Origin of the sequence: Mesorhizobium sp. M0854, assembly GCF_040319815.1 — a bacterium.
Taxonomy (GTDB): Bacteria; Pseudomonadota; Alphaproteobacteria; order Rhizobiales; family Rhizobiaceae; genus Mesorhizobium.
This window is the reverse complement of sequence record NZ_JAMYOL010000003.1, coordinates 393,071-415,995: the sequence shown is the minus strand read 5'-3', so window position 1 is coordinate 415,995 and position 22,925 is coordinate 393,071. Positions and strand designations below refer to the sequence as shown.

Genomic DNA, 22,925 nt, shown 5'->3' with positions numbered 1-22,925 from the left:
GCTCAAGACCAGTCGCCCTCTGGCGTGCCGTTGAAGCGCTTCTTCAGGTCGGCCCAGCAGTCGATGTAATTGTCCTGCCGGGTTTCGAGCTCGGCGCCATAGCGGGTCACCATCTGCGGAAAGCGTGTCTCGAACATGAAGGCCATGGTGTTGTCGAGCTTGACCGGTTTTAGCTCCGCGCGCGAGGCCTTTTCGAAGCCAGACGCATCGGGTCCGTGAGCCAGCATCATGTTGTGTAGGCTGATGCCGCCGGGCACGAAGCCCTCTTCCTTGGCATCGTACTGACCATGTATGAGGCCCATGAACTCGCTCATGATGTTGCGGTGATACCAGGGCGGGCGGAAAGTGTTTTCCGCCACAAGCCAGCGCGGCGGGAAGATGACGAAATCGATATTGGCGGTGCCTTCCTCGCCGCTCGGCGCGGTCAGCACGGTGAAGATCGACGGATCGGGGTGGTCGAACAGGATTGCGCCGACCGGCGAAAAGGTCGCAAGATCATATTTGTAGGGCGAATAATTGCCGTGCCACGCCACCACATCCAGCGGCGAATGGTCGATTTCGGTGACATGGAACTGGCCACACCATTTCGCGATCAGCCGACAGGGCGTGTCCTTGTCCTCGAACCAGGCGCAGGGCGTCTTGAAATCGCGCGGATTGGCCAAGCAATTGGCGCCGATCGGACCGCGATCCGGCAGCGTCAGCTTGGCGCCGTAATTCTCGCAGACATAGCCGCGCACTTGCGGATCGACCAGTTCGACCTTGAACACCAGGCCGCGTGGCAGCACGGCAATCTCGCCCGGCCTGAGTTCGATAACACCCATCTCGGTGACGAAGCGCAAGGCTCCAACCTGGGGCACGACCAGCAACTCGCCGTCGGCGTTGAAGAAATGATCGTCGACCATCGAGCGATTGGCGACATAGACGTGTGCCGCCATGCCGGTCTGGCCGAGCACGTCGCCGGCGGTGGTGATCGAGCGCATGCCGGCGATGAAATCGGTCGGTTCCTTCGGCATCGGCACGGGGCTCCAGCGATACTGGCCGAGTGCGAGCTGATGGTCGCCGACGTTCGGCGCGCTTTTCCAAAGCGGATAATTCGCCGCTTTGAAGCGACCGGTGTGCCTGACGCTCGGCCTTATCCGATAAAGCCAGGAGCGCTCATTGGTGCCGCGCGGCGCGGTGAAAGGAGAGCCCGAAAGCTGCTCGGCATAGAGGCCGTAGGCCGGCCGCTGCGGCGAGTTTCGCCCTTGCGGCAGCGAGCCCGGCAGAGTCTCGGTCTCGAAGTCGTTGCCGAAACCCGGCATGTAGGAATAGGCCATGGAATCCTCCCGAATTCATGGTCTCGGAGCATCGTTTGCGCATCCGCAAAGATGCTCCGAGTTGACCATACCGGTTTCATTTGTAACCATTGAAAATGTAACCATCAACGGTGATTTCGGCATGAGCCGCCAGCATGCCCAGTCAGGGCCAACCATGGAAATCCTCGAGCTGGAATCCTTCCTGCCTTACCGGCTCTATCGGCTTGCCGATGCCGTCAGCCGCGAATTCTCAAGGATATACAAGGACCGCCACGGCCTGACCCGGCCCGAATGGCGCACGCTTGCGGGACTTGGACAGCACGGCACGATGACGGCGACGGCGCTCGGCGAGCAATCGGCCATGCACAAGACCAAGGTTTCGCGCGCGGTCGCCGAACTCGAGCGGCGCCGCTGGCTGACCCGCACGCCAGACGAGAAAGACCGTCGCGTCGAGCATCTGACGCTGACCAAAGCGGGGCTTGCCGCCTATCGCGAAATGGTGCCGCTGGCGAAGGAGTTCGAGCGGGAGCTGCTGGAGAGGCTGAGGAATAGCGACCGCGCGGCAATTGAGGCAGCATTAGCCGCTCTGGAGAGCCGTTTGGGACGAGCCGAGGTTGGGGTCGAAGCCAATCGTCTTGAACGAAGGGGCTAGCCAGTGCTTGGCATTTGTCGAGCAAGCAACCAATATTCAGCAACAACTTCGATCGTGTCGTCGCGAAAATAAAACAGGAAACGCCGCGAGTTAGGTCCATCTTGCGCCAGAATTTCCCAATCGTTTTCGCTGATTGACCGGCTATCGCCGATCACCTCGTAGAACTCGCCCCATTTGGGAGCCTGCTTGCTGTAAAGGCCTTTACCTGAGAACCAGGCGTGATCATTTGTGGAGTCCCATCGCCAACGACTGCAACCGATGAAACGAAGGGTTCCTGTCTCTCCCTTGCTGGCCTCACAGTCCCATGGGTTCAACAGAAAGGTAAGCTGAACCGTTTTATCCTCAACGGTTAGTTCTACATTCGGAGCGTTGGGCTCAGCGTTCCAATCCAGGTTCAGGTGTCGGAAAGACAGTGGTGTCACCAGTCCATCACCACCTTGCCGGAATTGCCGCTCTTCATTGCCTCGAAGCCGGAGATGTAGTCGTCGATGCCGATGCGGTGGGTGATCAGGCCGCTGACGTCGAGAGGACCCTGCACCAACGCGATCATCTTGTACCAGGTCTCGAACATCTCGCGGCCGTAGATGCCTTTCAGATGCAGCATCTTGAAGATGACCTTGTTCCAGTCGATCTCGAAGCCGGTCGGCGCGATGCCGAGAATGGCAATCTTGCCGCCATTGTTCATGGTGTCGATCATGTCGCGGAAGGCCGGCGCGGCACCCGACATTTCGAGGCCGACGTCAAAACCCTCGGTCATGCCGAGCGCCGGCATCACGTCGCGCAGCTTTTCCTTCGACGCATCGACGACATGCTGGACGCCGAGCTTTTTCGCCAGTGCCAGGCGCACCGGGTTGATGTCGGTGATGACCACTTTTCGCGCGCCAACGCACTGCGCCACCAGTGCACCCATGATGCCGATCGGCCCGGCGCCGGTGACCAGCACGTCCTCGCCGACGAGATCAAAGGACAATGCGGTGTGAACCGCATTGCCCAAAGGATCGAAAATTGCCGCGATCTCGTCCGGCACATCGTCGGGGATGGGCACGACATTGTGCTGCGGGATCGCAAGGTATTCGCCAAAGGCGCCCGGCCGGTTGACGCCGACGCCGAGCGTGTTGCGGCACAGATGCCCCCTGCCCGCCCGGCAGTTGCGGCAATGGCCGCAGACGATATGGCCCTCACCGGAAACGCGCTGGCCGAGTTTGTACTCGGTCACCGCGGTGCCGAAATCGGCGACGGTTCCGACGAATTCGTGGCCGGTTACCATCGGCACCGGCACGGTCTTTTGCGCCCACTGGTCCCAATTGTAAATGTGCACGTCGGTGCCGCAGATCGCCGTCTTCTTGATCTTGATCAGCACGTCGTTCGGACCGATTTCCGGCACCGGCACTTCTTCCATCCAGATGCCCGGCTCGGCCTTGGCTTTGACCAGCGCTTTCATCATGTTCGACATTCTTTTGTCCCCAGAACCTTAGTCGCTTGAATCTCTTGATCCGGCCGCTCAGGAAATCACGCCGAGTTCGCGACCGACTGCGGCGAACGCCTCAACCGCGCGTTCGATGTCGGCGCCGGAATGGGCGGCCGACATCTGCGTGCGGATGCGCGCCTGGCCCTTCGGCACCACCGGGAACGAGAAGCCGATGACATAGATGCCGCGCTTCAGCATCCGCGCCGCCACTTCCTGCGCCAGCGTCGCGTCGCCCAGCATCACCGGGATGATCGGATGGTCGGCGCCGGCCAGAGTAAAACCGAGCTTGCCCATCTCGGAGCGAAACCGCGCCGCATTGGCACATAGGCGCTGGCGCAACGCATCGCCATTGCGGATCATCTCGAAAACCCGGATCGAAGCGCCAGCGATCGCCGGCATCAGCGTGTTGGAAAACAGATAGGGGCGCGAGCGCTGGCGCAGCCAGTCGACCACCTGCTTCCTGCCCGACGTGTAGCCGCCGGACGCGCCACCCAATGCCTTGCCCAGCGTACCGGTGATGATGTCCACCCTGCCCTCGACGCCGCAATGTTCGGCCGAGCCACGGCCGTTCCTGCCGACGAAGCCAACAGCATGGCTGTCGTCGACCATGACCATCGCATCGTATTTGTCGGCGAGGTCGCAGACGCCTTTCAGATTGGCGATGATGCCATCCATCGAGAACACGCCGTCGGTGGCGATCAGCCGGAACCGACAGTCGCGCGCCTCTTTCAACCGCGCTTCCAGATCGGCCATGTCGTTGTTGGCGTAGCGGAAGCGCTTTGCCTTCGACAGCCGTACCCCGTCGATGATCGAGGCGTGGTTCAGCGCATCGGAGATGACCGCATCCTCCTCGCCGAGCAGCGTCTCGAACAGGCCGCCATTGGCGTCGAAGCAGGAGCCGTAGAGGATGGTGTCCTCCATGCCGAGGAAGTCAGAAATGGTCGCCTCGAGCTGCTTGTGTTCTTCCTGCGTGCCGCAGATGAAGCGCACCGACGCCATGCCGTAGCCGTACCGGTCGAGCGCCTGCTTGGCCGCCTCGCGCAGTTCGGCGCTGTCGGCGAGGCCGAGATAATTATTGGCGCAGAAATTCAGCACCTTCTCGCCGCCGACCTCGATCTCGGCCGATTGGGTCGAGGTTATCACCCGTTCGGATTTGTAAAGGCCGGCCGATTTCAGTCCTTCAAGCTCGCTGTCGATGTGGGAAAGGAATGCTTCGGTCATGATCGGGCCCTGGTGAGATCGACGAGGACTGTCGCGCCGCGCGGACGAAAAATCCATCGCAAAAGCGACCGCTTCGGTGGCGGCAATGGCACCGCAGAGGCCACGATGTTCAAATGCGGAGGCGCAGCGAAAGATTGCAATAACCACTTTGCGGGTTTCCCGCCACGGTCGCCGCCGCCGGCCTGCTGCCGTCCCAAACCTGTTAACACTTTGAAGCCAAAGGTTGTCGCACAAGAATTCGTTGGCGAGAGGGCCGCCTCAGAAAATGTCGCAGCAGCCGGTGCACGCCGTTTCAGGCAGGCTCATATTCCTGATCAAATCCGGCTATTGGCTGGCTCTGCTGATCATAGCCGCCATGGTCGTGGCCTCCTTCATCCTGCTGCAACAGGTGATGTCTACCCAACGGCACAATCAGGCGCTGCTCGATATCGTCAGCACACAAAAAGCCCTGTCGCAGCGCATCGTCTTCCTTGCCGGCGCGACAGGCAGCGCCCAGAGCGATCAACAGCGCGCCCTGGTTAGCGCGCTCAAGCAAGCGACGGTGGAGTTCGAGAAGAACTACGATCTGCTGCTCGAACGGACCGCCGCCGATCCGGCGTCGCCGGCAAGGTTCGATCCGAAATCGATCGAGAGCGTGCTTTTCGCCAAGCCGTACCATCTCGACTATTTCTCGGTCGGGCTTATCGCCAACGGCGAACGTCTGATCTCGTCATTCGAATCGCGGCTCAACATGGCCGGCAATGGTGGCTACAAAGGCGGAGAGGAGCGCGTCAACCTGAACGCTTCCGTTGCCAACGCAACATTGTCGGGCTATGCCGCACTTGGCCAGCGCATCAGCGCCTTTGCAGACCAGCGATCCGAAACACTTCTCGATCTTAACCGCACATTGTTCTACTCGACCATCGGCGTCATCGTGCTGGTGGCGCTTTTCATTTTCAGGCCAATGTCGAATGCCATCCTGCGCAGGACGCGCGAGCTGGTCGATGCGCGCAATTCCATGGCCTTTATTGCCGTGCATGACGGGCTGACCGGCCTGCACAACCGCACCTTCCTGACCGAGCATTTCGATACGCTGATCAATGCGGCGCGGCGACGGCGTGAACGGGTTGCCGTGGTGCAGTTCGATCTCGACCGGTTCAAGCAGATCAACGACACGTTCGGCCACGCCGCCGGCGATTATGTGCTGGTGGCGGCTGCGCAGCGCATGCGTGATTCGTGCCGTACGTCGGATCTCAACGTGCGGCTCGGCGGCGATGAATTCGTCATGATTCTCAACGGTGCCGGCAGCACCGAGGACATCGATACCGTCGCCCGGCGCATCCTGACCAAGCTCAACAAGCCGATCGTCTTTCGAGGCACGACAATCCATCCGGGCGTAAGTGCCGGGATTGCGGTCTACCCTGTCGACGCCGACAATGCGCAGGATCTGCTCGTCCATGCCGATCTGGCGCTGTATTCCGCCAAGAAGCAGGGCGGCGGCAGCTTGTCGTTCTTCTCCGAGGAGCTGAGGCACGAACTCGATTATCGCAAGCAGCTCGAGCTCGATATCAGGACCGCTATCTCGGAGAAGGCGTTCGAAGTCTATTTCCAGCCGCAAGTCTCGCTGTCGGACGGCGCCATCAGCGGCATCGAGGCTCTGGTTCGCTGGAGACATGCCGAGCGCGGCATGATCGCGCCGGGCGAGTTCATTCCGATCGCGGAAAAATGCGGTCTCATGCCCGAGATCGGCCGCATCGTCATCGCCAAGGCGATCGACGAAGCAGCCGAATGGAACCGCGCAGGCATCGCCTTCGGACGGATCGCCGTCAATGTATCCGGCTCGGAGCTGCGCGAGACAGATTTCGAAGTCTTCCTGTTCGACATGCTGGAGAGGGCTGGCCTGCCAGCGCACAAACTGTCGCTGGAGATCGTCGAATCCGTCATCCTCGACGACGAGAAGACCGGTATCGCGGCAAAGCTGCGGCACATTCGCGCCGCCGGTATCCATCTCGAGCTCGATGATTTTGGCACCGGCTACGCATCGCTCAGCCATGTCAATCCAAACGAGATCGATCGGCTGAAGATCGACCGCCGGTTCGTCCAGAACATCAACGAGAACAGCGGCAACACCAAGATCGTGCGTGCCCTCACCGAGCTCGCCCGCGGTCTCGGCATCTCGATCGTTGCCGAGGGCGCCGAAACCGAAGCCGAGCTCGACTCGCTGATGGCGATCGGCTGCGACCAGGTGCAAGGCTATTCCATCGCTTTCCCGATGCCGCCGGACAGCGTGCGCGAATGGCTGGTGGCGCGAACGCCCAAGAAGGCCAGGCTGACGGTGCTGCAGGGCTGCCGGGCGTAGGAAAGTCGGAACTACTGCAATGGCGGCAGGTTTCTCAGCGGATTGAGCATCGGCACCCCAAGTGGTGCGAAATGACGCTCGTTATCCGTCAGTATCACCAGGCCGTGAACCTCGGCCGTAGCAGCAATCGCTATATCTTCAAATCCCGGCCGATGAGCCCTTGCGCGATCAAGAATAGAACCCGCGGCATGCGCGGCTCGCAAATCGAAGGGCAGAATCCTTGCCCCGTAAAGGTGCTCGACTGCCTGCCACCAGTCGCGTAGCAGCGCGGCCTTTGTGGTCGCGCCGTCGCGCTCCGCCTTCGCTATCCCCGCCGCGATTTCGGACGCAGTCACAACGGATAGGAACAGGTATTCGCTCGCCATATCGAGCCATGCCATCAGCGCCGCCCGATCAACCTTCCTGGCTGGAGCCATTGCCGAGATGATGTTGGTGTCCAGCAGAAACATCAGGGCTGGTCGCCGCGCTACAACGCAACCTTGCGAGCCGGCTTACGGGAACGAGGCGGAATGTCGTCCTTGTCCCCGGGAAAAGCCGCCAGCAGCCGCCCGAAGCTCGGCACCCGAGACAGCCGCTGATAATCTTCGAACGACAGGATGACGGCCTGCTTCCGACCGTGGCGTGTGATAATGGCAGGCTCTCCTGCAACTGCCTGATCGACGACTGCCGAAAGCGTCGCCTTGGCGTCTTTCAACTGAATTTCGCGCATGTTGCCACCCTCGCATATGACTACCATGGTCATATAACATTGCAGACGGCTTGGAACAAGGGTTGCGGTCCAATCGGTATCAACTGACATTGGCCCGCAACGCGGCCAGCACCTGTGCAAACTCTGCCAGCCTGTCGTCGGACAGTCCTTTCCGCAGCCGCTTGTCGAAGGCTAACGCGGCGGTGCGCAATTGCAGGAACAGCGCTTCTCCGGCTTGGGTCAGCTCCACCTGGTGAACCCGGCGGTTCTCGGGATCGCGGCGGCGCATCAGCAGGCCTTGCGTCTCCATGGCGTTGAGGTGGTGGGTCAGCGTTGCGCCCCGGATGCCGATCATGCCGGCGAGCTCGCGTTGATTGGCCAGCTCCCGCGACTTGACCGACAGCAACGTGACCCAGACCGGCAGCGTGCCGCCTGCCTCGACCAAGGCAGCGTCGAAAGCCTGCGCAACCAGCTTGGCGGTGCGCGCGAGATTCATCCCGATCGGCGGGCGGTCAAAGGGCGTCATGATCCGACACTAGAACAAGGGCAAAGCCTATGGAACCGGCTCGAGCTTATGCGTTGACATCTAATCATTTGATATCTATCGATATGCCTGGCGGTGGGCAAGAGAGGAAATGCGGTCATGCAATATGTCTACATCATCGTCCTCGGCCTTCACGTCATGGCGGGCGTGTTCTGGGCCGGCACCACCATCGCGGTCGCCCGCGAACCGGAGATCAGGGCGGAACGTTTCTTCCGGCCGCAAATGGGCGCAGCCGGCGTGGTTTTCCTCACCGGCTTGCTGCTGTGGTATTTCTTCCACAACGGCTCTTTCGGCTCGATGGAGAAGGTCTTGGCGCTCGGCATCTTGACGGCGTTAATCGCCGCCGGGGTTCAGGGCGCGCTGGTGGGTTCCGCCAGCAGGCAGTTGGCCGGCGCTGATGCGGCGAAGCAAACCCAGTTGCGCGCCAAGATGACAAAGGGCGAACGCATCGCCGGCGGCCTGCTGGTCATCACCGTGTTCTGCATGGCCACCGCCAGGATGTTTTGAACGTCCTGCCGCAATCGCAAGATCGTACGGTGCCCGGCGATGGCCGGCGGCGTGCGCGGCGCGCAGACCGGACCGACGTACCGTGGTGGCTCTCCGTACGGAGGTTCGGCTGCGCGCCACCAATCAATCCAAAATATTCCTCAGATCCGCAAGCCGAACCTGATGCCGTCATAGATCGCAGCGTGGATATTGCGTGAAGCTACCGCGTCGCCGATGCGAAAGACGACGAAACCGCCTTGCGGATTGCGCGCAGGAAAGATGTCGCCGCCATTGATCAGTTTTTCGTAATCGATCGCGCCGGCGTTCTTCGACAGCGGCTTCAGCGCCAGGTAGAGATCGTCGAGCGGCAGCGTGCCGTGCTCGACCACCACCTGGTCGACCCGCCGCTCGCCGCGCCAGCCATCGGCGAAGTCGGAGGCGAGCTCGGCGATCAGCTGGTTGCCTTCACGCCGCACAGAACGTAGCCGTGTGTTGATGGTCACCGTGACACCCTTTTCCTGGAAGGCGCGCATGTAGGGCACATGATTCATGCCGCCCATTTCCGGGGCGAAGAAGCGCTCTGGTGAAACCAGCTCCAGCCTGGCGCCGCTATTGGCGATCAGTTCGGCGGCACCCATGCCCTGATGGCCGCCATTGTCGTCATAGAGCAGCACGTTCTCGGCCGGCTTGACGCTGCCGGCCATGATGTCCCAGCTCGAGGTGACGAGATCGTCGCCCGCCGTCAGAGGCGGGTTCTGCGGCAGGCCGCCGGTGGCGACCACCACCACGTCCGGCGACAGCGCCAGCACGTCGTCCGTCTCCGCCCATTTGTCGTAGCGGATCTCGACGCCCAGCCGGTCGAGTTCGGCCAGGCGCCAGTCGATGATGCCGATCAATTCCTTGCGGCGCGGGTTTTGCGTTGCCAGCCGCACCTGGCCGCCGGCCTGGCTCGATGCTTCCAGCACCGTCACCTGGTGCCCGCGCTCGGCGGCGACGCGCGCCGCCTCCAGCCCGCCGGCGCCGGCACCGACGACGACCACCTTCCGCTTCGGTCCCTCGGTTTTCGGAATAATATGGGGGATATCAGCCTCGCGGCCCGTCGCCGCATTGTGGATACACAGCGCCTCGCCGCCCTCATAGATGCGGTCGAGGCAATAGGTGGCGCCGACGCAAGGGCGGATCTCGTGCTCGCGGCCTTCCATCACTTTTTTGACGATATGCGGGTCGGCAATGTGGGCGCGCGTCATGCCGACCATGTCGAGCTTGCCGGTGGCGATGGCGTGACGCGCGGTGGCGACGTCGGAAATCCGCGCCGCATGGAAGGTCGGGAATTTCGTCGCCGCTCTCACCTCCCCTGCGAAGTCGAGATGCGGTGACGAGCGCATGCCGGTCACCGGGATGACCTTGGTCAGCGCCGCATCGGTCTCGATCGAGCCACGGATGATGTTGAGGAAATCGACCTTGCCGGAGCCGGCCAGCCGCCTGGCGATTTCGATGCCCTCCTGTTTCGATAGGCCTTTCTCGAAATCCTCGTCGGCGACCATGCGGATGCCGACGACGAACTTTTCGCCGACCGCGGCACGCACTGCGTCGAGCACCATTCCGGTGAAGCGCAGCCGGTTGTCGAGCGAGCCGCCGAAATCGTCGTCGCGCTGGTTGGTGGCCGGCGACCAGAAACCGTCCATCAGATGGCCGTAGGCTTCGAACTCGATGCCGTCGAGGCCGGCAGCCTGGCAGCGCTGCGCGGCCGCCGCATAGTCGGCGACGATGCGCTCGATATCCCAGTCCTCGATAGTCTTGGGAAAGGCGCGATGGGCCGGTTCGCGCACCGGCGAAGCCGACAGGACGGGCAGCCAGTCGGCCTTGTTCCAACCGGTGCGGCGGCCGAGATGGGTGATCTGTATCATCACCTTGCAATCGTGCTCGTGGCAGGCATCGGTAAGCTCGGCGAGCCACGGCACGATGCGGTCGTCATAGACATGCAGATTGCCAAAAGCGGCCGGGCTGTCGCGCGAGACGATCGCCGAACCGGCGGTCATGGTCAGCGCCATGCCGCCCTTGGCCTTTTCGGCATGGTAGAGCCGGTACCGCTCCTTCGGCATGCCGTCCTCGGAATAGGCCGGCTCATGGCTGGTCGACATCACCCGGTTCTTCAGCGTCAAATGCTTGAGCTGATAGGGCTGGAGGAGCGGGTCGTTGCTGGTCATCGTCTTCCTGCTGTTTCAAATTGTGCTAATGAGCGGCAAATTTTTGTTTTACGCATGTCGCTGTCCCAAAATCGCTGCGCAGTTTTGGGCGACATGCAGCAAGGAACCTGCTCATGACCGATACGAAAAATCTCACCCAGCTCGGCACTAACGTCGAGGCGCCACAGAGCCCTGAAGCGGCAGTCCTGGAAACCGTGCCGTTTTCGCGCGGCGACGGCCCGCCGGCCATCGTTCGCTTCACCTGCCCGGAATTCACTTCGCTCTGCCCAGTCACCGGCCAGCCGGACTTCGCCCATATCGTCATCGACTACGCACCCGATGCGCTGCTGGTGGAATCGAAGTCGCTCAAGCTGTTCATGACCTCGTTTCGCAACCATGGCGCCTTCCACGAAGAATGCACCGTCATGATCGGCCGCCGCATCATCGCCGCGACCAAGCCATTGTGGTTGCGCATCGGCGGCTACTGGTATCCGCGCGGGGGCATTCCGATCGACGTGTTCTGGCAAACCGGCCTGCCGCCGGAAGGTGTGTGGCTGCCCGACACCGGCGTCACCCCCTATCGCGGGCGCGGCTAATCGGACGGAGCGGCTCACCTGATCCCGGTCCGGCACAGGTTGGTCTCCAGGAAAGGCATCACCGCGTCGCGGTACCGCTGTTGGTCATAGCGATAGAGATCAACATGCCGCGCGCCGTCGAACCAGACCAGCTTTGCGTCAGCGCCTGCCGCATCTTTCAACGCCAATGTCTGGCTGCGAGCGACAAACGGATCCGAATTGCCTGCTAGCAGCAATATCGGCCGATCAATCGCGCCGATGCGATCGACCGGCCTGACATCATCTACCCCGAAGCCAAGGCGGAGCTGCATCTGCGCCAAGAGGACGGTCGCCTGTACGTCGCGCAACATAGGCAAGGGCGCTCGCAACGCCGTGGTTTCCAGCAAAGTCGCGTAGAGCTGCTCCAGGACATAGGCATCGGCATGCTCCTGCTGAGCGCCAAATACAAAAGCAGCCGCACCGAGCGACGAGCCGATGGCCGCCACCTTGCGACCGGCGAAGCGTTGCCGCGCAAAGGCGAGGATGCGGCTGGCGTCCTGCCGTTCGATGTAACCAAAGCCTCTGATATCGCCGCCGCTTTCGCCATGTCCCGACAGATCGAACAGCACGATCGAGTAGCCGCTTTCGAAAAGCAGCTTCGCTCTTGGAACCATGGCCAGCTTGTTTGAACCGCGTCCGTGTAACAGCACGATTGTTCCGCAACTGTCCTGCCGATCCGCCACCCAACCGGCAAGGTCGGGCGCGCCCTCCTGCTTCAGAACGATGCGCTCCACCGGTAGCCCCACAGGCTGCGTGAAGCTTTGCTGAGGCACGCGGGCCACCGCGCGGCTTCCTGCCTCCCAGGTGACAGCGCAGGCCAGGACGCAAACCGCCGCGAATAAAGCAACCACGACAGGACCTCTTCTCATCGATCGGTCACGTGCACTTCGCATCAGTTGAGCGGCAGCCGCCGGTAGCGGCTGGGGCTGTTCGGGTCGCTGAAATGGTGCATCGGCCCGTGTTCGGTAAAGTGCGCTGACCAGCGTTTCATTGCCGCCGGATCGAGTTCGACGCCCAGCCCGTCACCCTCCGGCACGCGCACCGTATTGCCCGTCTGGCGGAAAGGACCGTCCTTGATGACATCGCCGATCTGCCAGCGAAACAGGGATTGCGACGCCTCGGTGATCCACGGTGTCGCCGCCACGACGTGCAGATAAGCCGATGTCATGATGCCGAGATCGTTCGAATAGCACCAGAACCCCTTGCCCATCGCCTCACAGGCGGCGATGAATTTCAGAGTTTTCGACAATCCGCCGAGTGCTGCGAAATTGCAGACGAAGTAATCCGGCGCACCGAGCGCGACTGCCCGTCTGAGATCCGGGATGTGCGTCGAGAACGGAATGCGCGAATGCTGGCGCAGCGCAGCCATCTCCTCGAAGGTCGCGACCGGATCCTCGTAGTTGCGGATGTTGAACGGCTCGATCTCGCGCAGCACCCAGCGCGCTGTGGTCAGCGACCACTGCATGTTGGAATCGAGTTTGATCTGGGCTTTATCGCCAAGCGCCTCGCGCAGCATGCGCACTGTCCTGATCTCGAGCTCGGGATCGCCCATGATCAGCTTGCCCTCGAAAATCGTCGAGCCGTGCTGTTCTCGCATGCCGAGACAGTAGTCGACGATCGCTTCGGCGGTCATCTCGCCGCCGGCTCCGCCGTGAGCGGGGCGAAAGGCGAAATATTCCGAAAACGGAATGTCCTTGCGCACCGCGCCGCCGAGCAGCTTGTAGAGCGGCATGCCGAAGACCTTGCCTCTTATATCCCACAGCGCCAGTTCGACGGCGCCGAACGCCACCGTGGCTGCATTCTCGCCGGTGTTGGCGGTAATCTGCCAGGGCGGCACGCAGCGCGCCTCGCAGTCGGCGATGTCGAGCGGATCGGCGCCAATCAGCGCCGGCGCGATCTCGGCCTTGATCACCTCGCCGAAATGCCACCATGGCGCCTCGCCCAGTCCGACCACGCCTTCGTCCGTCTCGACCTCGATGATCGATTTCGAGGCGCCGCCATAGAGACCAGCCGTCCACCAGAACGGAGCATCGAGCGGGACGTTGACGTGGGTGACGCGGACGTTGGTGATCTTCATCGGTTCCGTTCTCACTCGCACTGGTATTGGCTTAGCGCCCATTCGCCGGTCACCGAGAGCAGGTCCGATATCTTCCAGTCGCCATCGATCTTTTTGAACTTCCATTCCAGCCGGTGCGGATTGCCGGAGACGACAAAAGCGACGACGACCTTGGCCTCGTCGCCCTTGATCGCTTCGATGGTCTTCAGGCTTTTGTCGATCTCCGCCTTTTCGTATTCGGAATTGTCGAGCGCCATGTTGGGATCGAGGCACTCGCCCTGCCCCGACTTCCGCAGCGCGTCGCTCTTGTCCAGCACCGACTTTGCCGGGTCGGTGAAATGGCCCCGCTGAGCCGGATCGACCTCGAGCCCGGCATGCTCGTAGAACGGCTTCACCACCGCGGTCGGCGAGCCCGGCTGCACGGCTGCGGCCGGCGCGTTTTCTGCCGGCGGCGAAACTGCCGGCGGAGGTGCCGCACTGTCGGCCGGCGCGTTTGCGGGCGGCGCGCCGAACAGGCCTTGAGCGGCGGCGCTGCTCAATCCGGCCAGCAGGCACGCAGTCGCCAAAATCCAGGGACGGCAGCGAAGCACGGCATCACTCCGGCGACTGCCCGGCCAGGCATTCGAGCGCACTCAGGGTCCAGCCGCTGGTCTTCGAGGTAATGTCGGCGATCTTCCACTGGCCGTCGATCTTCTTCAACGACCAGACCATTTCGCGTTTGGAATCATCGCCTTCCGGGAAAAGGTTGAACGTCGCCGTCACCTCGGCGCTGTCGTCGTCCAGCGTTTCGGCCAGCGTCAGCGTCTTGGCCACGGTCTTCTCGTCATAGTCCTGCGCATCGAGACCAGGGGCGAAGTCGATGCAGGGAACTTCATCCGGATGGTTCTTTGCCGCATTGTCGTTCAGTTCGAACAGTTTCGTCACCGGTGCGGTGAAGCGGTCGCGATATTGCGCATCGGCCTCGAACTTGACCGACGGGACATAAAAGAACTTCACGGCGTTGGCAGCAGGGCCGGCAAACGCGGCCGCCGGCACGGCCATCGAAAGCGCGGCAACAAAAAGTGGCAGTTTCATGGGTGTCCCCGATTGTTCACTGACGGAAGCTATCAGTACCACGCATTTTGCCCGTCGGCTTTCTTGCGGTCCATGAAATCCTGCAACGCGTCCTCTGCTGGCAACTCAGGCGTTCAGCCAGACATTCTGGAGATCCATCTCGAAGGTTTGGTGGACACCGTAGTTCTTCACCTTCTCGTTCATGTGGCTGAACAGCTTCTGCCAAAACGGCTGAATGATGACGCCCGAATCTTGCAGGATCTGCTCGATGTCCTTCATGACCTCGCGGCGCTTTTCCACGTCGATGAGCGAAAGAGCCTGCTTGAGCTTGGCGTCGAAATCAGGGTTCGAGTAGCCGGTTTCGTTCCAGGCCTCGCCGGTGCGATAGCCGAGCGCCAGCACCTGTACGCCAAGCGGGCGCATGTACCAGATGGTCATCGAATAGGGGTATTTCGTCCAGTCGTTCCAGAATGTCGATCCCGGCAGCACGGTGCGCTTCACCTTGATCCCGGCATCGCGCAACTGGCCGGCAATAGCGTCGCCGGTGTTCTTTTGCCAATCGTCCTCGACGGTGATCAGTTCATGCTCGAAGTCGTCCTGCCCGGCATCGGCCATAAGCTTCTTGGCGCCCGCGGCGTCGCGTGTCTTCTTGGGCAGCGCGTAGTATTCCGGATGAATCGGGCTGACGTGGTGGTTTTCACCAACAGTGCCTCGCCCGGCGTAGCCAAGTTCGAGCACCGCTTTGTTGTCGACGGCCATCTGGAGGGCGTTGCGAACCCGCTTGTCGTCATAGGGCTTGTTCGTGATGTTGGTGCGGGCGACGAGCGTGGTCGCTGTCGCGACCTCCGATTTGACCAGCCCCATCTTGTCGAGAATGTCTATGAAGTCGGCCGGCGTCTCGAAGTTGAGGTCGATTTCGCCGGAGTCGAATGCATTTATCGAGGCGTTGAAATCGGTTCCGTAGTCGATGAATTCGACGCCGTCGAGAAGCGCTTCACCGCCCCACCATTTGCCATTCTCACGACGCTTGACGACCGCTTTCTGGCCGACCGCATAAGACACCAGTTCGAACGGCCCGGTGCCAATCGGCTTCTCGATCGGATTGGCGCCGTCGGCGTCGAAGTTGCGATGGACCACCAGCGCCGGATAGTCGGTGAAGTTCGGGATCAGCGAGATGTCCGGTTCGTTCAGCTTCAGCTTCACCGTGTTGTCGTCGACCTTGGTGATCGCCCCTTCCCTGGCCTTGCCGGTCTTTGCATCGATCAGCGCACCGACGCGCGCGGCCATCGAATTGCCGGCGGCAGCCTTCTCGCACCAGCGCGTCAGATTGTAGGCCACGTCATCGGCGTTGAAAGCATCGCCGTTGTTCCAGGCGATGCCCTTGCGCACATGCAGCACGTATTCGGTGGCGTCGTCGTTGACCTCCCAGCCTTCGAGCAGAACCGGCTCGAATGTGAACTGGCGGGTGTAGCGGACAAGCGGCTCGAGCCAGCAGCGTGAAATGTTCGCAAGTTCCACCCAGTCGTAGGTGCGCGTGTCCTTTTGCGCCTTCACCGACATCGAAACGTGCAGCGTTCCGCCTTTCTTCGGCTCTTCAGCCAAAGCCCGCTCCGGCACGGCAAGTCCAATCATGCCGTAGGCAAGGGCCGTCGATGCGCCGAAGGCGCTTGCCAGCGCCAGAAACTCCCGCCGGTCGACGCGACCGGCGCGCGCCTCGCTGGCCATTGCTTCGATGGCGCTCGGTACGCGATCGCCGTTGCTTCTGAAGAGTGTCATTTTTTCCTCCCTTATGGTTCGCATCGGGTCTTCGCCCGTGATCAACTAACGCTGTCCGGCAGTTTCTCCTCGCGCCGCGCAATCAAATCTTTGAGACCATCGGCGATGCCCTCATCGAGCTTCGGCTCCTCATAATCGGCGAGCATGTTGCGCGCTTTCTCGCGGCCGCGGGTGTCGTGGTCCTTTGCTCCTTCCGCCTTCCACTGTTCGAACGAATTGAAGTCCATGATGCTCGGTATGAAGAAGGCGGACTCGAAATGTTCAAGCGTGTGCTGGGTGCCGAGGAAATGGCCCTGCGGTCCGACCTCGCGGATAGCCGCCATAGCCTCCTTGAAATCGTCGAATGGCAGCCCGCCAGCATATTTGTACCAGCCGACAAGCTGCTCGCAGTCGGTGGCAAATTTCGAATAGCCGCAGGTCAGGCCGGCCTCGAGCCAACCGGCGGAGTGCCAGATGTAGTTGGCGCCGGCAAGGATGGCGGCATGCATCAGCATGTTCGCCTCGTAGCCCGCCTGGGCGTCGTTCAGCTTCGAGCCGACATGGAAACCGGACGTGCGCCACGGCAGACGATACTTCCGCGCCAGCGCGCCCATGAGATACATCATCTGGGCCGCCTCCGGCGTGCCGCCCATGGGAGCGCCGGTCTTCATGTCGACCGTCACCATGAACTGTCCGTAGATCTGCGGCGAACCCGGACGCAGGAGCTGTGTGAACGCGACGCCCGCCAGCGCTTCGGCATTGACCTGCGCGACCGCACCGACGGCAGAGGCCGAAGTCGAGGCGCCGCAAAGGGCGAAGGGGGCGAGGATCAGCGGCTGGTTGTGGCGCGCATAGACTTTCATCGCGTCCAGCATGGTGGCGTCCCACACCAGCGGCGAATTGCAGTTGGTGATCGACACCAGAACCGGATTGTCGCGGACAAAATCCTCGCCGAACACGATGCCTGCCATCGCCATCGTGTCTTCGGCTCGATCCCTGGAGGTCACGATGCCCATGAACGGCTTGTCCGAGTGCTTCAGCGCCGAATGGATGATGTGGAGGTGACGTTTCGGCACCGCGATTTCCATCGGCTCGCAGATGATCGAGCTCGACGAATGCAGCGCCGGCGCCATGTAGGCGAGCTTGTGGAAATTGTTGAGGTCGGCGAGTGTGCCGTAGCGCCGGTTGTTGTCGAGGTCGCGCACGTAAGGCGCTCCGTACATCGGCACGAAGATGGAGTTGTTTCCACCCACACGTACGGAACGCTGGGGATTCCTCGCATTGAGCGTGAACTCCGACGGGACCTTCGAGATGAGCTCCATCAGCAGGGCGCGGTCGATCCGGACCCTTGTCTCCGAGACATCGGCGCCCGCCGCCTTCCACATTGCGATCGCCTCGTCGTCGCGGAACTCGCACCCGACTTCTTCGAGGATGGAGAGTGACTCCTGGTGGATCAGCTCAACCGCCTCGTCCGGGACCATCTGATAGACGGGAATCTGACGGACCAGGGTTGGAAACGACGCTATGGGTGCGCCCCGCAGCGCCTTGCGCCCCAGGCGGCCGCCGCTGCGGCGGTTGGTGTGTTCGCTCACTTCAACGGCCGGTGCGTTCATGAAGGCTCCATATTCCTGTTGGTGACCAATCTAGCCAGACAAAATGCGGCTGTGACGCTGGAAAATCCTGATCTCTTGTATAAGCTCAGCTTATGCGAAGCTTGCGCCACCTGCTGCCGTCGGCCGGCAGCCTGATCGTTTTCGAGGCTGCCGGGAGGCTGTCGAGCTTTACCGCCGCCGGGCGCGAGCTCGGCATGACGCAGGCTGCCGTCTCCTATGCGATCCGTGGGCTCGAAGAGCAGCTCGGCGCCAAACTCTTCCAGCGCCGCCACCGGCAAGTCAGCCTGACCGAGGCTGGCGACCGCTTCCATGCCGACGTCTCGCTCGGGCTGTCGCACATTCGCAAGTCGGCGGAGGATCTGCGCCAGATCGCCGTCGGCGCGCACGTGACGCTCGCCGCCTCGACCGCCTTCGCCTCGTTCTGGATGATGCCGCGCCTGCAGCAGTTTCGCGACGAATTGCCGGGCATCGACCTGCGCATCCAGACCGCCGACCGCGATCTCGACATCATCGCCGAAGACATCCCGCTCGGCGTCCGCGGCGGCGAGCCCAGGGAATGGCCGGATTATCATTCGCTGCCGCTGGCCGATGAGGTGATATTCCCCGTTGCCGGCGTTAGTTATGTGGCACGGTTCGGGCTGCCGGAGCGTGTCGCGGACCTTCAATCGCACCGCCTTATCCATCTTGAAGAACCGTTTCGCGAGGCGGCCAGCTGGGACGAATGGTTCGCCTCGGCCGGTGTCGACATCGCCGATGCCGGACGCGGCTTGCGCATCAACGACTATGCGCTGGTGATCCAGGCAGTCATGGAAGGGCAAGGCATCGCGCTCGGCTGGGGTCACCTCGCCGAGCGGCTGCTGGCATCAGGGCTGCTAGTGCGCGTCACCGGCCACACGATGACGACCGGCAAGGGCTTTCATGTCATCTGGTCGAAGAACCGCGAACTCAGCGACAACGCCCGCAAGGTGCGGGACTGGCTGGCGGCGCAGGCGTGAGGCCGATAAATGCCCGGTCAAACCGTCACGACGATCTTGCCGAATTGCTCGTTCGATTCGAGATAGCGGTGCGCCTCGACGATCTGGTCGAACGGAAAGGTTCTGGCGATTGCCGGCTTCAGCGAACCCGAGCTCAGTCCGTCAAGGATGAACGCCTTGGCGGCCTGCAGCCGGACCGGATCGCGCACGATCTCATGGACGAGATAACCGCGCAGCGTCAGTGTCTTTGCCAGCACTGCAGGTAGTGGAAAGGGTGTCGGGTCGAGGCTCAAGCCGCCATATTCGATGAGAATGCCACCCGGTGCCATCGCCGCCGTCAGAGGCTTGAAAATCGGGCCGCCGACGGCATCGAACACCACGCGCACGCCGTCCGGGCCGGCGATTCGCTTCAGCCTGGCTTCCAGGTCCTCCTCTGCCGAGGCGATGACGTGGGCCGCGCCGAACTCAAGCAAAGCCCGCTTCTTGGCGGACGTCCGTGTGACCGCGATCGTGGTCGCGCCAATCATGTTGGCGATCTGGATCGCGGCAAGTCCGACGCTGCTCGAGGCCGCGGTAATGACAATAAAGTCCTCGCTTTGGAATTTGGCAATGTCGATCAGCGCACCGTAGGCGGTGAGATATTGCATCCACGCTGCGGCGGCTTCTTCCCAACTCAGCGATGGTGGATGCTTGACGACGAGCTCGGCGGGATATGTGGCAATCTCACCATAGGCAGGCCAGCGGGCCATCGATAATGGCGGCACGATGCTGACGGCATCGCCAGGCGCAAACCCGTCCACGCCTTCGCCGACCATCTCGACTATACCCGCGGCCTCGAGCCCAAGACCGGAAGGCAACGGCGCGGTCTGGATGTAGGTCCCCGAACGCAGCAGCGCCTCGGCGCGGTTTATACCCAACGCCTTGACGCGGATCTGAATCTCACCGCTCGCGGGCGCAGGCGTGTCAACATTCTCGATGCGCAGGACCTCGGGACCACCGAGCTCATGAAAGCGAACGACACGTGCCATCGGTCAAACTCCAAAATATTTGAACTGAATCAGCTATGCCAGCGCTCATCAGGCGGATAAATAGCCGCTTGAGTAGATCAGCAGAAACTGCAGGTTTTGAATATGGATCGCCTTACGAGCATGGCCGTGTTCGTCAAAGCCGTCGACCTGGGCTCGTTCGCAGCCGCGGCGGCGGCTCTCGATCTGTCCGGGCCGATGGTCGGCAAGCATGTCCGGTTTCTCGAGGAGCGCCTGAGCGTGCGCCTCATCAACCGGACCACGCGCCGCCAAAGCCTGACCGATTTCGGGCGCGCCTATTATGAACGCTGCCGGCTGGTGCTTGCCGAAGCGGAGGCCGCGGATGCACTCGCCGCCGACCAGCTTGCCGAACCGCGCGGAAAGCTGCGTGTCCTCATGCCGGTGCATTTCGGCCGGCGCTGCGTTGCCCCGATCCTGTTCGGGTTTGCGCAGCAATATCCGGCGCTGGAACTTGACCTGTCGTTCAGCGATGCCATCGCCGACCTCGCCGAGGACGGCTGCGATCTTGCCATTAGAACGGGCGACCTGGAGGACCAGGCCGGGGTGATGGCGCGTCGCATCGCGCGCCAGCACATGGTCGTCTGCGCGTCGCCGTCCTATCTCGACCGGCACGGCGAGCCACAGGAAATAGATGACCTCGGCAGCCGTCACGCGATCATCTACCGCCGTTCCGGGCGTGCCGTTCAGCCGTGGCTGTTTCCGCGCAATGGGCACCCCGCGATTGAGATCAGACCAGTCAGCAGATTGCGGCTCGACGACCTCGATGCCATCGCCGATGCCGCGGCCGCCGGCATGGGGCTCGCCTGGCTGCCATACTGGCTGGTTCGCCAGCGCATCCAGGCGGGCGCACTTGTCCCGCTGTTGTCGGAACAATCCTGGTTTCTCTACGACGTTCATGCCCTGTGGTTGCAGACGCCTCATCTGCCGATGAAAGTCCGCCTTGCCGTCGATGCACTGTCGGCAGCGCTGCCCAAGCTCATGAGTTGAAGTGCACGGCCGCGGTCGGCTGCGTGGATTTCCTCAATTCCGCCCTCCCGCATCGACCACGAATCCGCCTATAGTGCCCCATGCCGATCCGCCAGCTTTCCGAAACGATGATCAACCAGATCGCCGCCGGCGAAGTCATCGAGCGTCCGGCAAGCGTGGTCAAGGAACTGGTCGAGAACGCGCTCGATGCCGGTGCTGCGAGAGTCGAGATCGTCACCGCCGGCGGCGGGCTGAACCTGATCCGCGTCAGTGACGACGGCTCGGGCATTCCGGAAAAGGAACTGGCGCTGGCGATTGCGCGCCATTGCACCTCCAAGCTCGCCGACGACATTCACGACATCCGCTCGCTCGGCTTTCGCGGCGAGGCCTTGCCCTCGATCGGCTCGGTGGCGCGGCTGTCGATCCGCTCGCGCACCGCGTCCAGTGAAAACGCCGCCGAGATCGGCATCGACGGCGGCCGCGTCTCCGCGGTCAGGCCGGCGGCGGCCAATCGCGGAACCACGGTCGAGGTGCGCGACCTGTTCTTCGCCACGCCCGCAAGGCTCAAATTCATGAAGGGCGAGCGCGCCGAAAGCACGGCCATCGGCGACGTGGTCAAGCGCATCGCCATCGCCTTTCCCGCCGTGCGCTTCACCCTGGCCGGCCCGGACCGCTCGACGCTGGAACTGCCGGCGACCGACGACAGCCCGGAAGGCCGGCTGCGCCGGGTGGCGCAGGTGATGGGCGCCGACTTTCCGGACAATGCGATCGCCATCGACGCGATGCGGGACGGCGTGCATCTCGCCGGCCATGTCTCGGTCCCCTCCTTCACCCGCGCCAACGCGCTGCAGCAATACGCCTATGTCAACGGCCGTCCGGTGCGTGACAAACTGATCGCCGGCGCCATTCGTGGCGCCTTCGCCGACGTGCTGCCGCGCGACCGCCATGCCGTCACCGTGCTGTTCCTGACGCTCGATCCGGCGATCGTCGACGTCAACGTCCATCCGGCCAAGGCAGACGTGCGCTTCCGCGACCCGGGGCTGGTGCGCGGGCTGATCGTCGGCGCCATCCGCGAAGCGCTGGCCAATGCCGGCATCCGCGCCGCCACCACCGGGGCCGCCGGCATGATGGCCGCGTTCCGGCCAGGCGCCGCATCCTATGCGCATGGCGGCCCGGCCAACGGTCACCGCAGCTACGAGGCCGCCTATCGGGCATCGGGCTTTTCCGGGTTCGATCCTGCCCGTTCGCCGCAGCGGCCGCTCAATATGGGCGACGGGTTCGGCGAGGACGAGCAGGCGGCCTTCGACGCCGGGCCGCTGCACAGCGCCGATGCGCGCGCCGGGCAAAACGAAGCGGCGGAAACGCTGCTCGGCACGGCGCTGGGCGCGGCGCGCGCGCAAGTGCACGAGAATTATATCGTCGCCCAGACCAGGGATTCGCTGGTCATCGTCGACCAGCACGCGGCACATGAGCGGCTGGTCTACGAGGCCTTGAAGAACGCCCTCCACTCACGCTCGGTGCCGTCGCAGATGCTGCTGTTGCCCGAGATTGTCGATCTGTCGGAAGAGGATGCCGAGCGGCTTGCCAGGCATTCCGAGACGCTGGCCCGCTTCGGCCTCGGCATCGAGCGCTTCGGCCCCGGTGCCGTCGCGGTGCGCGAGACGCCGTCGATGCTCGGCGAGACCAACGTCCAGCAGCTGGTGCGCGATCTCGCCGACGAGATCGCCGACAACGACACGGTCGACACGCTGAAGGAGCGGCTGGACAGAATAGCCGCGACCATGGCCTGCCACGGCTCGGTACGTTCCGGCCGCCTGCTCAAACCGGAAGAGATGAACGCGCTGCTGCGGCAGATGGAGGCGACGCCGGGCTCCGGCACCTGCAACCATGGCCGCCCGACCTATATCGAGCTCAAGCTGGCGGATATCGAGAGGCTGTTTGGGAGGCGGTGAGAAGGTCGCTCGCGCTGG

The 22,925-nt window shown here is 62.5% G+C and carries 22 protein-coding genes; 7 read left to right on the top strand and 15 right to left on the bottom strand.

Going from position 1 to position 22,925, the window contains the following annotated elements; genetic code table 11:
- Nucleotides 1–2 precede the first annotated feature (2 nt).
- Nucleotides 3–1,316, bottom strand: coding sequence for a homogentisate 1,2-dioxygenase (hmgA, locus tag NKH99_RS07785; protein WP_353013447.1), 1,314 nt, complete (start codon nt 1,314–1,316; stop codon nt 3–5).
- 154 nt (nt 1,317–1,470) lie between these two features.
- Between hmgA and NKH99_RS07780 the strand changes: the two genes are divergently transcribed.
- Nucleotides 1,471–1,947, top strand: a complete 477-nt coding sequence (locus NKH99_RS07780; RefSeq protein WP_353013572.1) for a MarR family winged helix-turn-helix transcriptional regulator — start codon at nt 1,471–1,473, stop codon at nt 1,945–1,947.
- Here NKH99_RS07780 and NKH99_RS07775 read toward each other — a convergent pair.
- From NKH99_RS07775 to NKH99_RS07765, 3 genes are read right to left on the bottom strand one after another with little or no spacing between them, the layout of a single operon-like run.
- Complete coding sequence (locus NKH99_RS07775; protein WP_353013445.1) at nt 1,944–2,369, bottom strand: hypothetical protein; 426 nt, start codon at nt 2,367–2,369, stop codon at nt 1,944–1,946. The genes NKH99_RS07780 and NKH99_RS07775 overlap by 4 nt on opposite strands.
- Nucleotides 2,366–3,400 carry an L-threonine 3-dehydrogenase gene (tdh, locus tag NKH99_RS07770; protein WP_353013443.1) on the bottom strand — a complete coding sequence of 345 codons (1,035 nt, stop codon included), beginning with the start codon at nt 3,398–3,400 and terminating at the stop codon, nt 2,366–2,368. Before tdh ends, NKH99_RS07775 begins: the two co-directional genes overlap by 4 nt.
- A gap of 48 nt (nt 3,401–3,448) precedes the next feature.
- Nucleotides 3,449–4,636: a glycine C-acetyltransferase gene (locus NKH99_RS07765; protein WP_353013441.1), complete on the bottom strand. Its 1,188-nt coding sequence runs from the start codon at nt 4,634–4,636 to the stop codon at nt 3,449–3,451.
- A gap of 265 nt (nt 4,637–4,901) precedes the next feature.
- Between NKH99_RS07765 and NKH99_RS07760 the strand changes: the two genes are divergently transcribed.
- Nucleotides 4,902–6,974, top strand: a complete 2,073-nt coding sequence (locus NKH99_RS07760; protein WP_353013439.1) for a putative bifunctional diguanylate cyclase/phosphodiesterase — start codon at nt 4,902–4,904, stop codon at nt 6,972–6,974.
- 11 nt (nt 6,975–6,985) lie between these two features.
- Here NKH99_RS07760 and NKH99_RS07755 read toward each other — a convergent pair whose 3' ends face one another.
- From NKH99_RS07755 to NKH99_RS07745, 3 genes are all read right to left on the bottom strand, one after another.
- On the bottom strand, nt 6,986–7,423 hold the full coding sequence (locus NKH99_RS07755) for a type II toxin-antitoxin system VapC family toxin (protein ID WP_352473630.1): 438 nt from the start codon (nt 7,421–7,423) through the stop codon (nt 6,986–6,988).
- 17 nt (nt 7,424–7,440) lie between these two features.
- Nucleotides 7,441–7,683, bottom strand: a complete 243-nt coding sequence (locus NKH99_RS07750) for a type II toxin-antitoxin system Phd/YefM family antitoxin (protein WP_352473667.1) — start codon at nt 7,681–7,683, stop codon at nt 7,441–7,443.
- A gap of 79 nt (nt 7,684–7,762) precedes the next feature.
- Nucleotides 7,763–8,188: a MarR family winged helix-turn-helix transcriptional regulator gene (locus NKH99_RS07745; protein ID WP_352473629.1), complete on the bottom strand. Its 426-nt coding sequence runs from the start codon at nt 8,186–8,188 to the stop codon at nt 7,763–7,765.
- A gap of 117 nt (nt 8,189–8,305) precedes the next feature.
- Between NKH99_RS07745 and NKH99_RS07740 the strand changes: the two genes are divergently transcribed.
- Nucleotides 8,306–8,713: a hypothetical protein gene (locus tag NKH99_RS07740; RefSeq protein ID WP_023674396.1), complete on the top strand. Its 408-nt coding sequence runs from the start codon at nt 8,306–8,308 to the stop codon at nt 8,711–8,713.
- 140 nt (nt 8,714–8,853) lie between these two features.
- Here NKH99_RS07740 and NKH99_RS07735 read toward each other — a convergent pair whose 3' ends face one another.
- Nucleotides 8,854–10,899 (bottom strand): oxidoreductase, encoded by a 2,046-nt coding sequence (locus NKH99_RS07735; protein ID WP_353013436.1) that lies wholly within the window; start codon nt 10,897–10,899, stop codon nt 8,854–8,856.
- 113 nt (nt 10,900–11,012) lie between these two features.
- On the opposite strand from NKH99_RS07735, the gene queF reads away from it, so the two are divergent.
- On the top strand, nt 11,013–11,474 hold the full coding sequence (gene queF / locus NKH99_RS07730) for a preQ(1) synthase (protein WP_353013434.1): 462 nt from the start codon (nt 11,013–11,015) through the stop codon (nt 11,472–11,474).
- 14 nt (nt 11,475–11,488) lie between these two features.
- Here the strand turns inward: queF and NKH99_RS07725 are convergent, their stop codons facing one another.
- The 6 genes from NKH99_RS07725 to NKH99_RS07700 all read right to left on the bottom strand — a co-directional run bounded on the left by NKH99_RS07725 (nt 11,489) and on the right by NKH99_RS07700 (nt 17,969).
- Nucleotides 11,489–12,274 carry an alpha/beta hydrolase gene (locus NKH99_RS07725; RefSeq protein WP_353013432.1) on the bottom strand — a complete coding sequence of 262 codons (786 nt, stop codon included), beginning with the start codon at nt 12,272–12,274 and terminating at the stop codon, nt 11,489–11,491.
- Nucleotides 12,275–12,384: 110 nt separating this feature from the next.
- Complete coding sequence (locus tag NKH99_RS07720) at nt 12,385–13,569, bottom strand: mandelate racemase/muconate lactonizing enzyme family protein (RefSeq protein WP_352771545.1); 1,185 nt, start codon at nt 13,567–13,569, stop codon at nt 12,385–12,387.
- Between the two features lie 11 nt (nt 13,570–13,580).
- Nucleotides 13,581–14,087, bottom strand: coding sequence for a hypothetical protein (locus tag NKH99_RS07715; protein ID WP_353013430.1), 507 nt, complete (start codon nt 14,085–14,087; stop codon nt 13,581–13,583).
- Between the two features lie 55 nt (nt 14,088–14,142).
- The gene (locus NKH99_RS07710; protein ID WP_352682153.1) at nt 14,143–14,622 is read right to left on the bottom strand and encodes a DUF3828 domain-containing protein; all 480 of its coding nucleotides are present in this window, start codon (nt 14,620–14,622) and stop codon (nt 14,143–14,145) included.
- Between the two features lie 105 nt (nt 14,623–14,727).
- The gene (locus tag NKH99_RS07705; RefSeq protein ID WP_353013428.1) at nt 14,728–16,377 is read right to left on the bottom strand and encodes an ABC transporter substrate-binding protein; all 1,650 of its coding nucleotides are present in this window, start codon (nt 16,375–16,377) and stop codon (nt 14,728–14,730) included.
- Nucleotides 16,378–16,418: 41 nt separating this feature from the next.
- Nucleotides 16,419–17,969, bottom strand: coding sequence for a trimethylamine methyltransferase family protein (locus NKH99_RS07700; protein WP_352569798.1), 1,551 nt, complete (start codon nt 17,967–17,969; stop codon nt 16,419–16,421).
- Nucleotides 17,970–18,061: 92 nt separating this feature from the next.
- Between NKH99_RS07700 and NKH99_RS07695 the strand changes: the two genes are divergently transcribed.
- Entirely contained in the window at nt 18,062–18,964 is a 903-nt protein-coding gene (locus NKH99_RS07695) for a LysR substrate-binding domain-containing protein (protein WP_352569797.1), read from the top strand.
- A 17-nt stretch (nt 18,965–18,981) separates the two neighbouring features.
- Here the strand turns inward: NKH99_RS07695 and NKH99_RS07690 are convergent, their stop codons facing one another.
- On the bottom strand, nt 18,982–19,971 hold the full coding sequence (locus tag NKH99_RS07690; protein ID WP_353013426.1) for a zinc-dependent alcohol dehydrogenase family protein: 990 nt from the start codon (nt 19,969–19,971) through the stop codon (nt 18,982–18,984).
- A 102-nt stretch (nt 19,972–20,073) separates the two neighbouring features.
- On the opposite strand from NKH99_RS07690, the gene NKH99_RS07685 reads away from it, so the two are divergent.
- Entirely contained in the window at nt 20,074–20,976 is a 903-nt protein-coding gene (locus tag NKH99_RS07685) for a LysR family transcriptional regulator (RefSeq protein ID WP_353013424.1), read from the top strand.
- Nucleotides 20,977–21,056: 80 nt separating this feature from the next.
- Entirely contained in the window at nt 21,057–22,907 is a 1,851-nt protein-coding gene (mutL, locus tag NKH99_RS07680; protein ID WP_353013422.1) for a DNA mismatch repair endonuclease MutL, read from the top strand.
- The last annotated feature ends 18 nt before the right edge of the window (nt 22,908–22,925 follow it).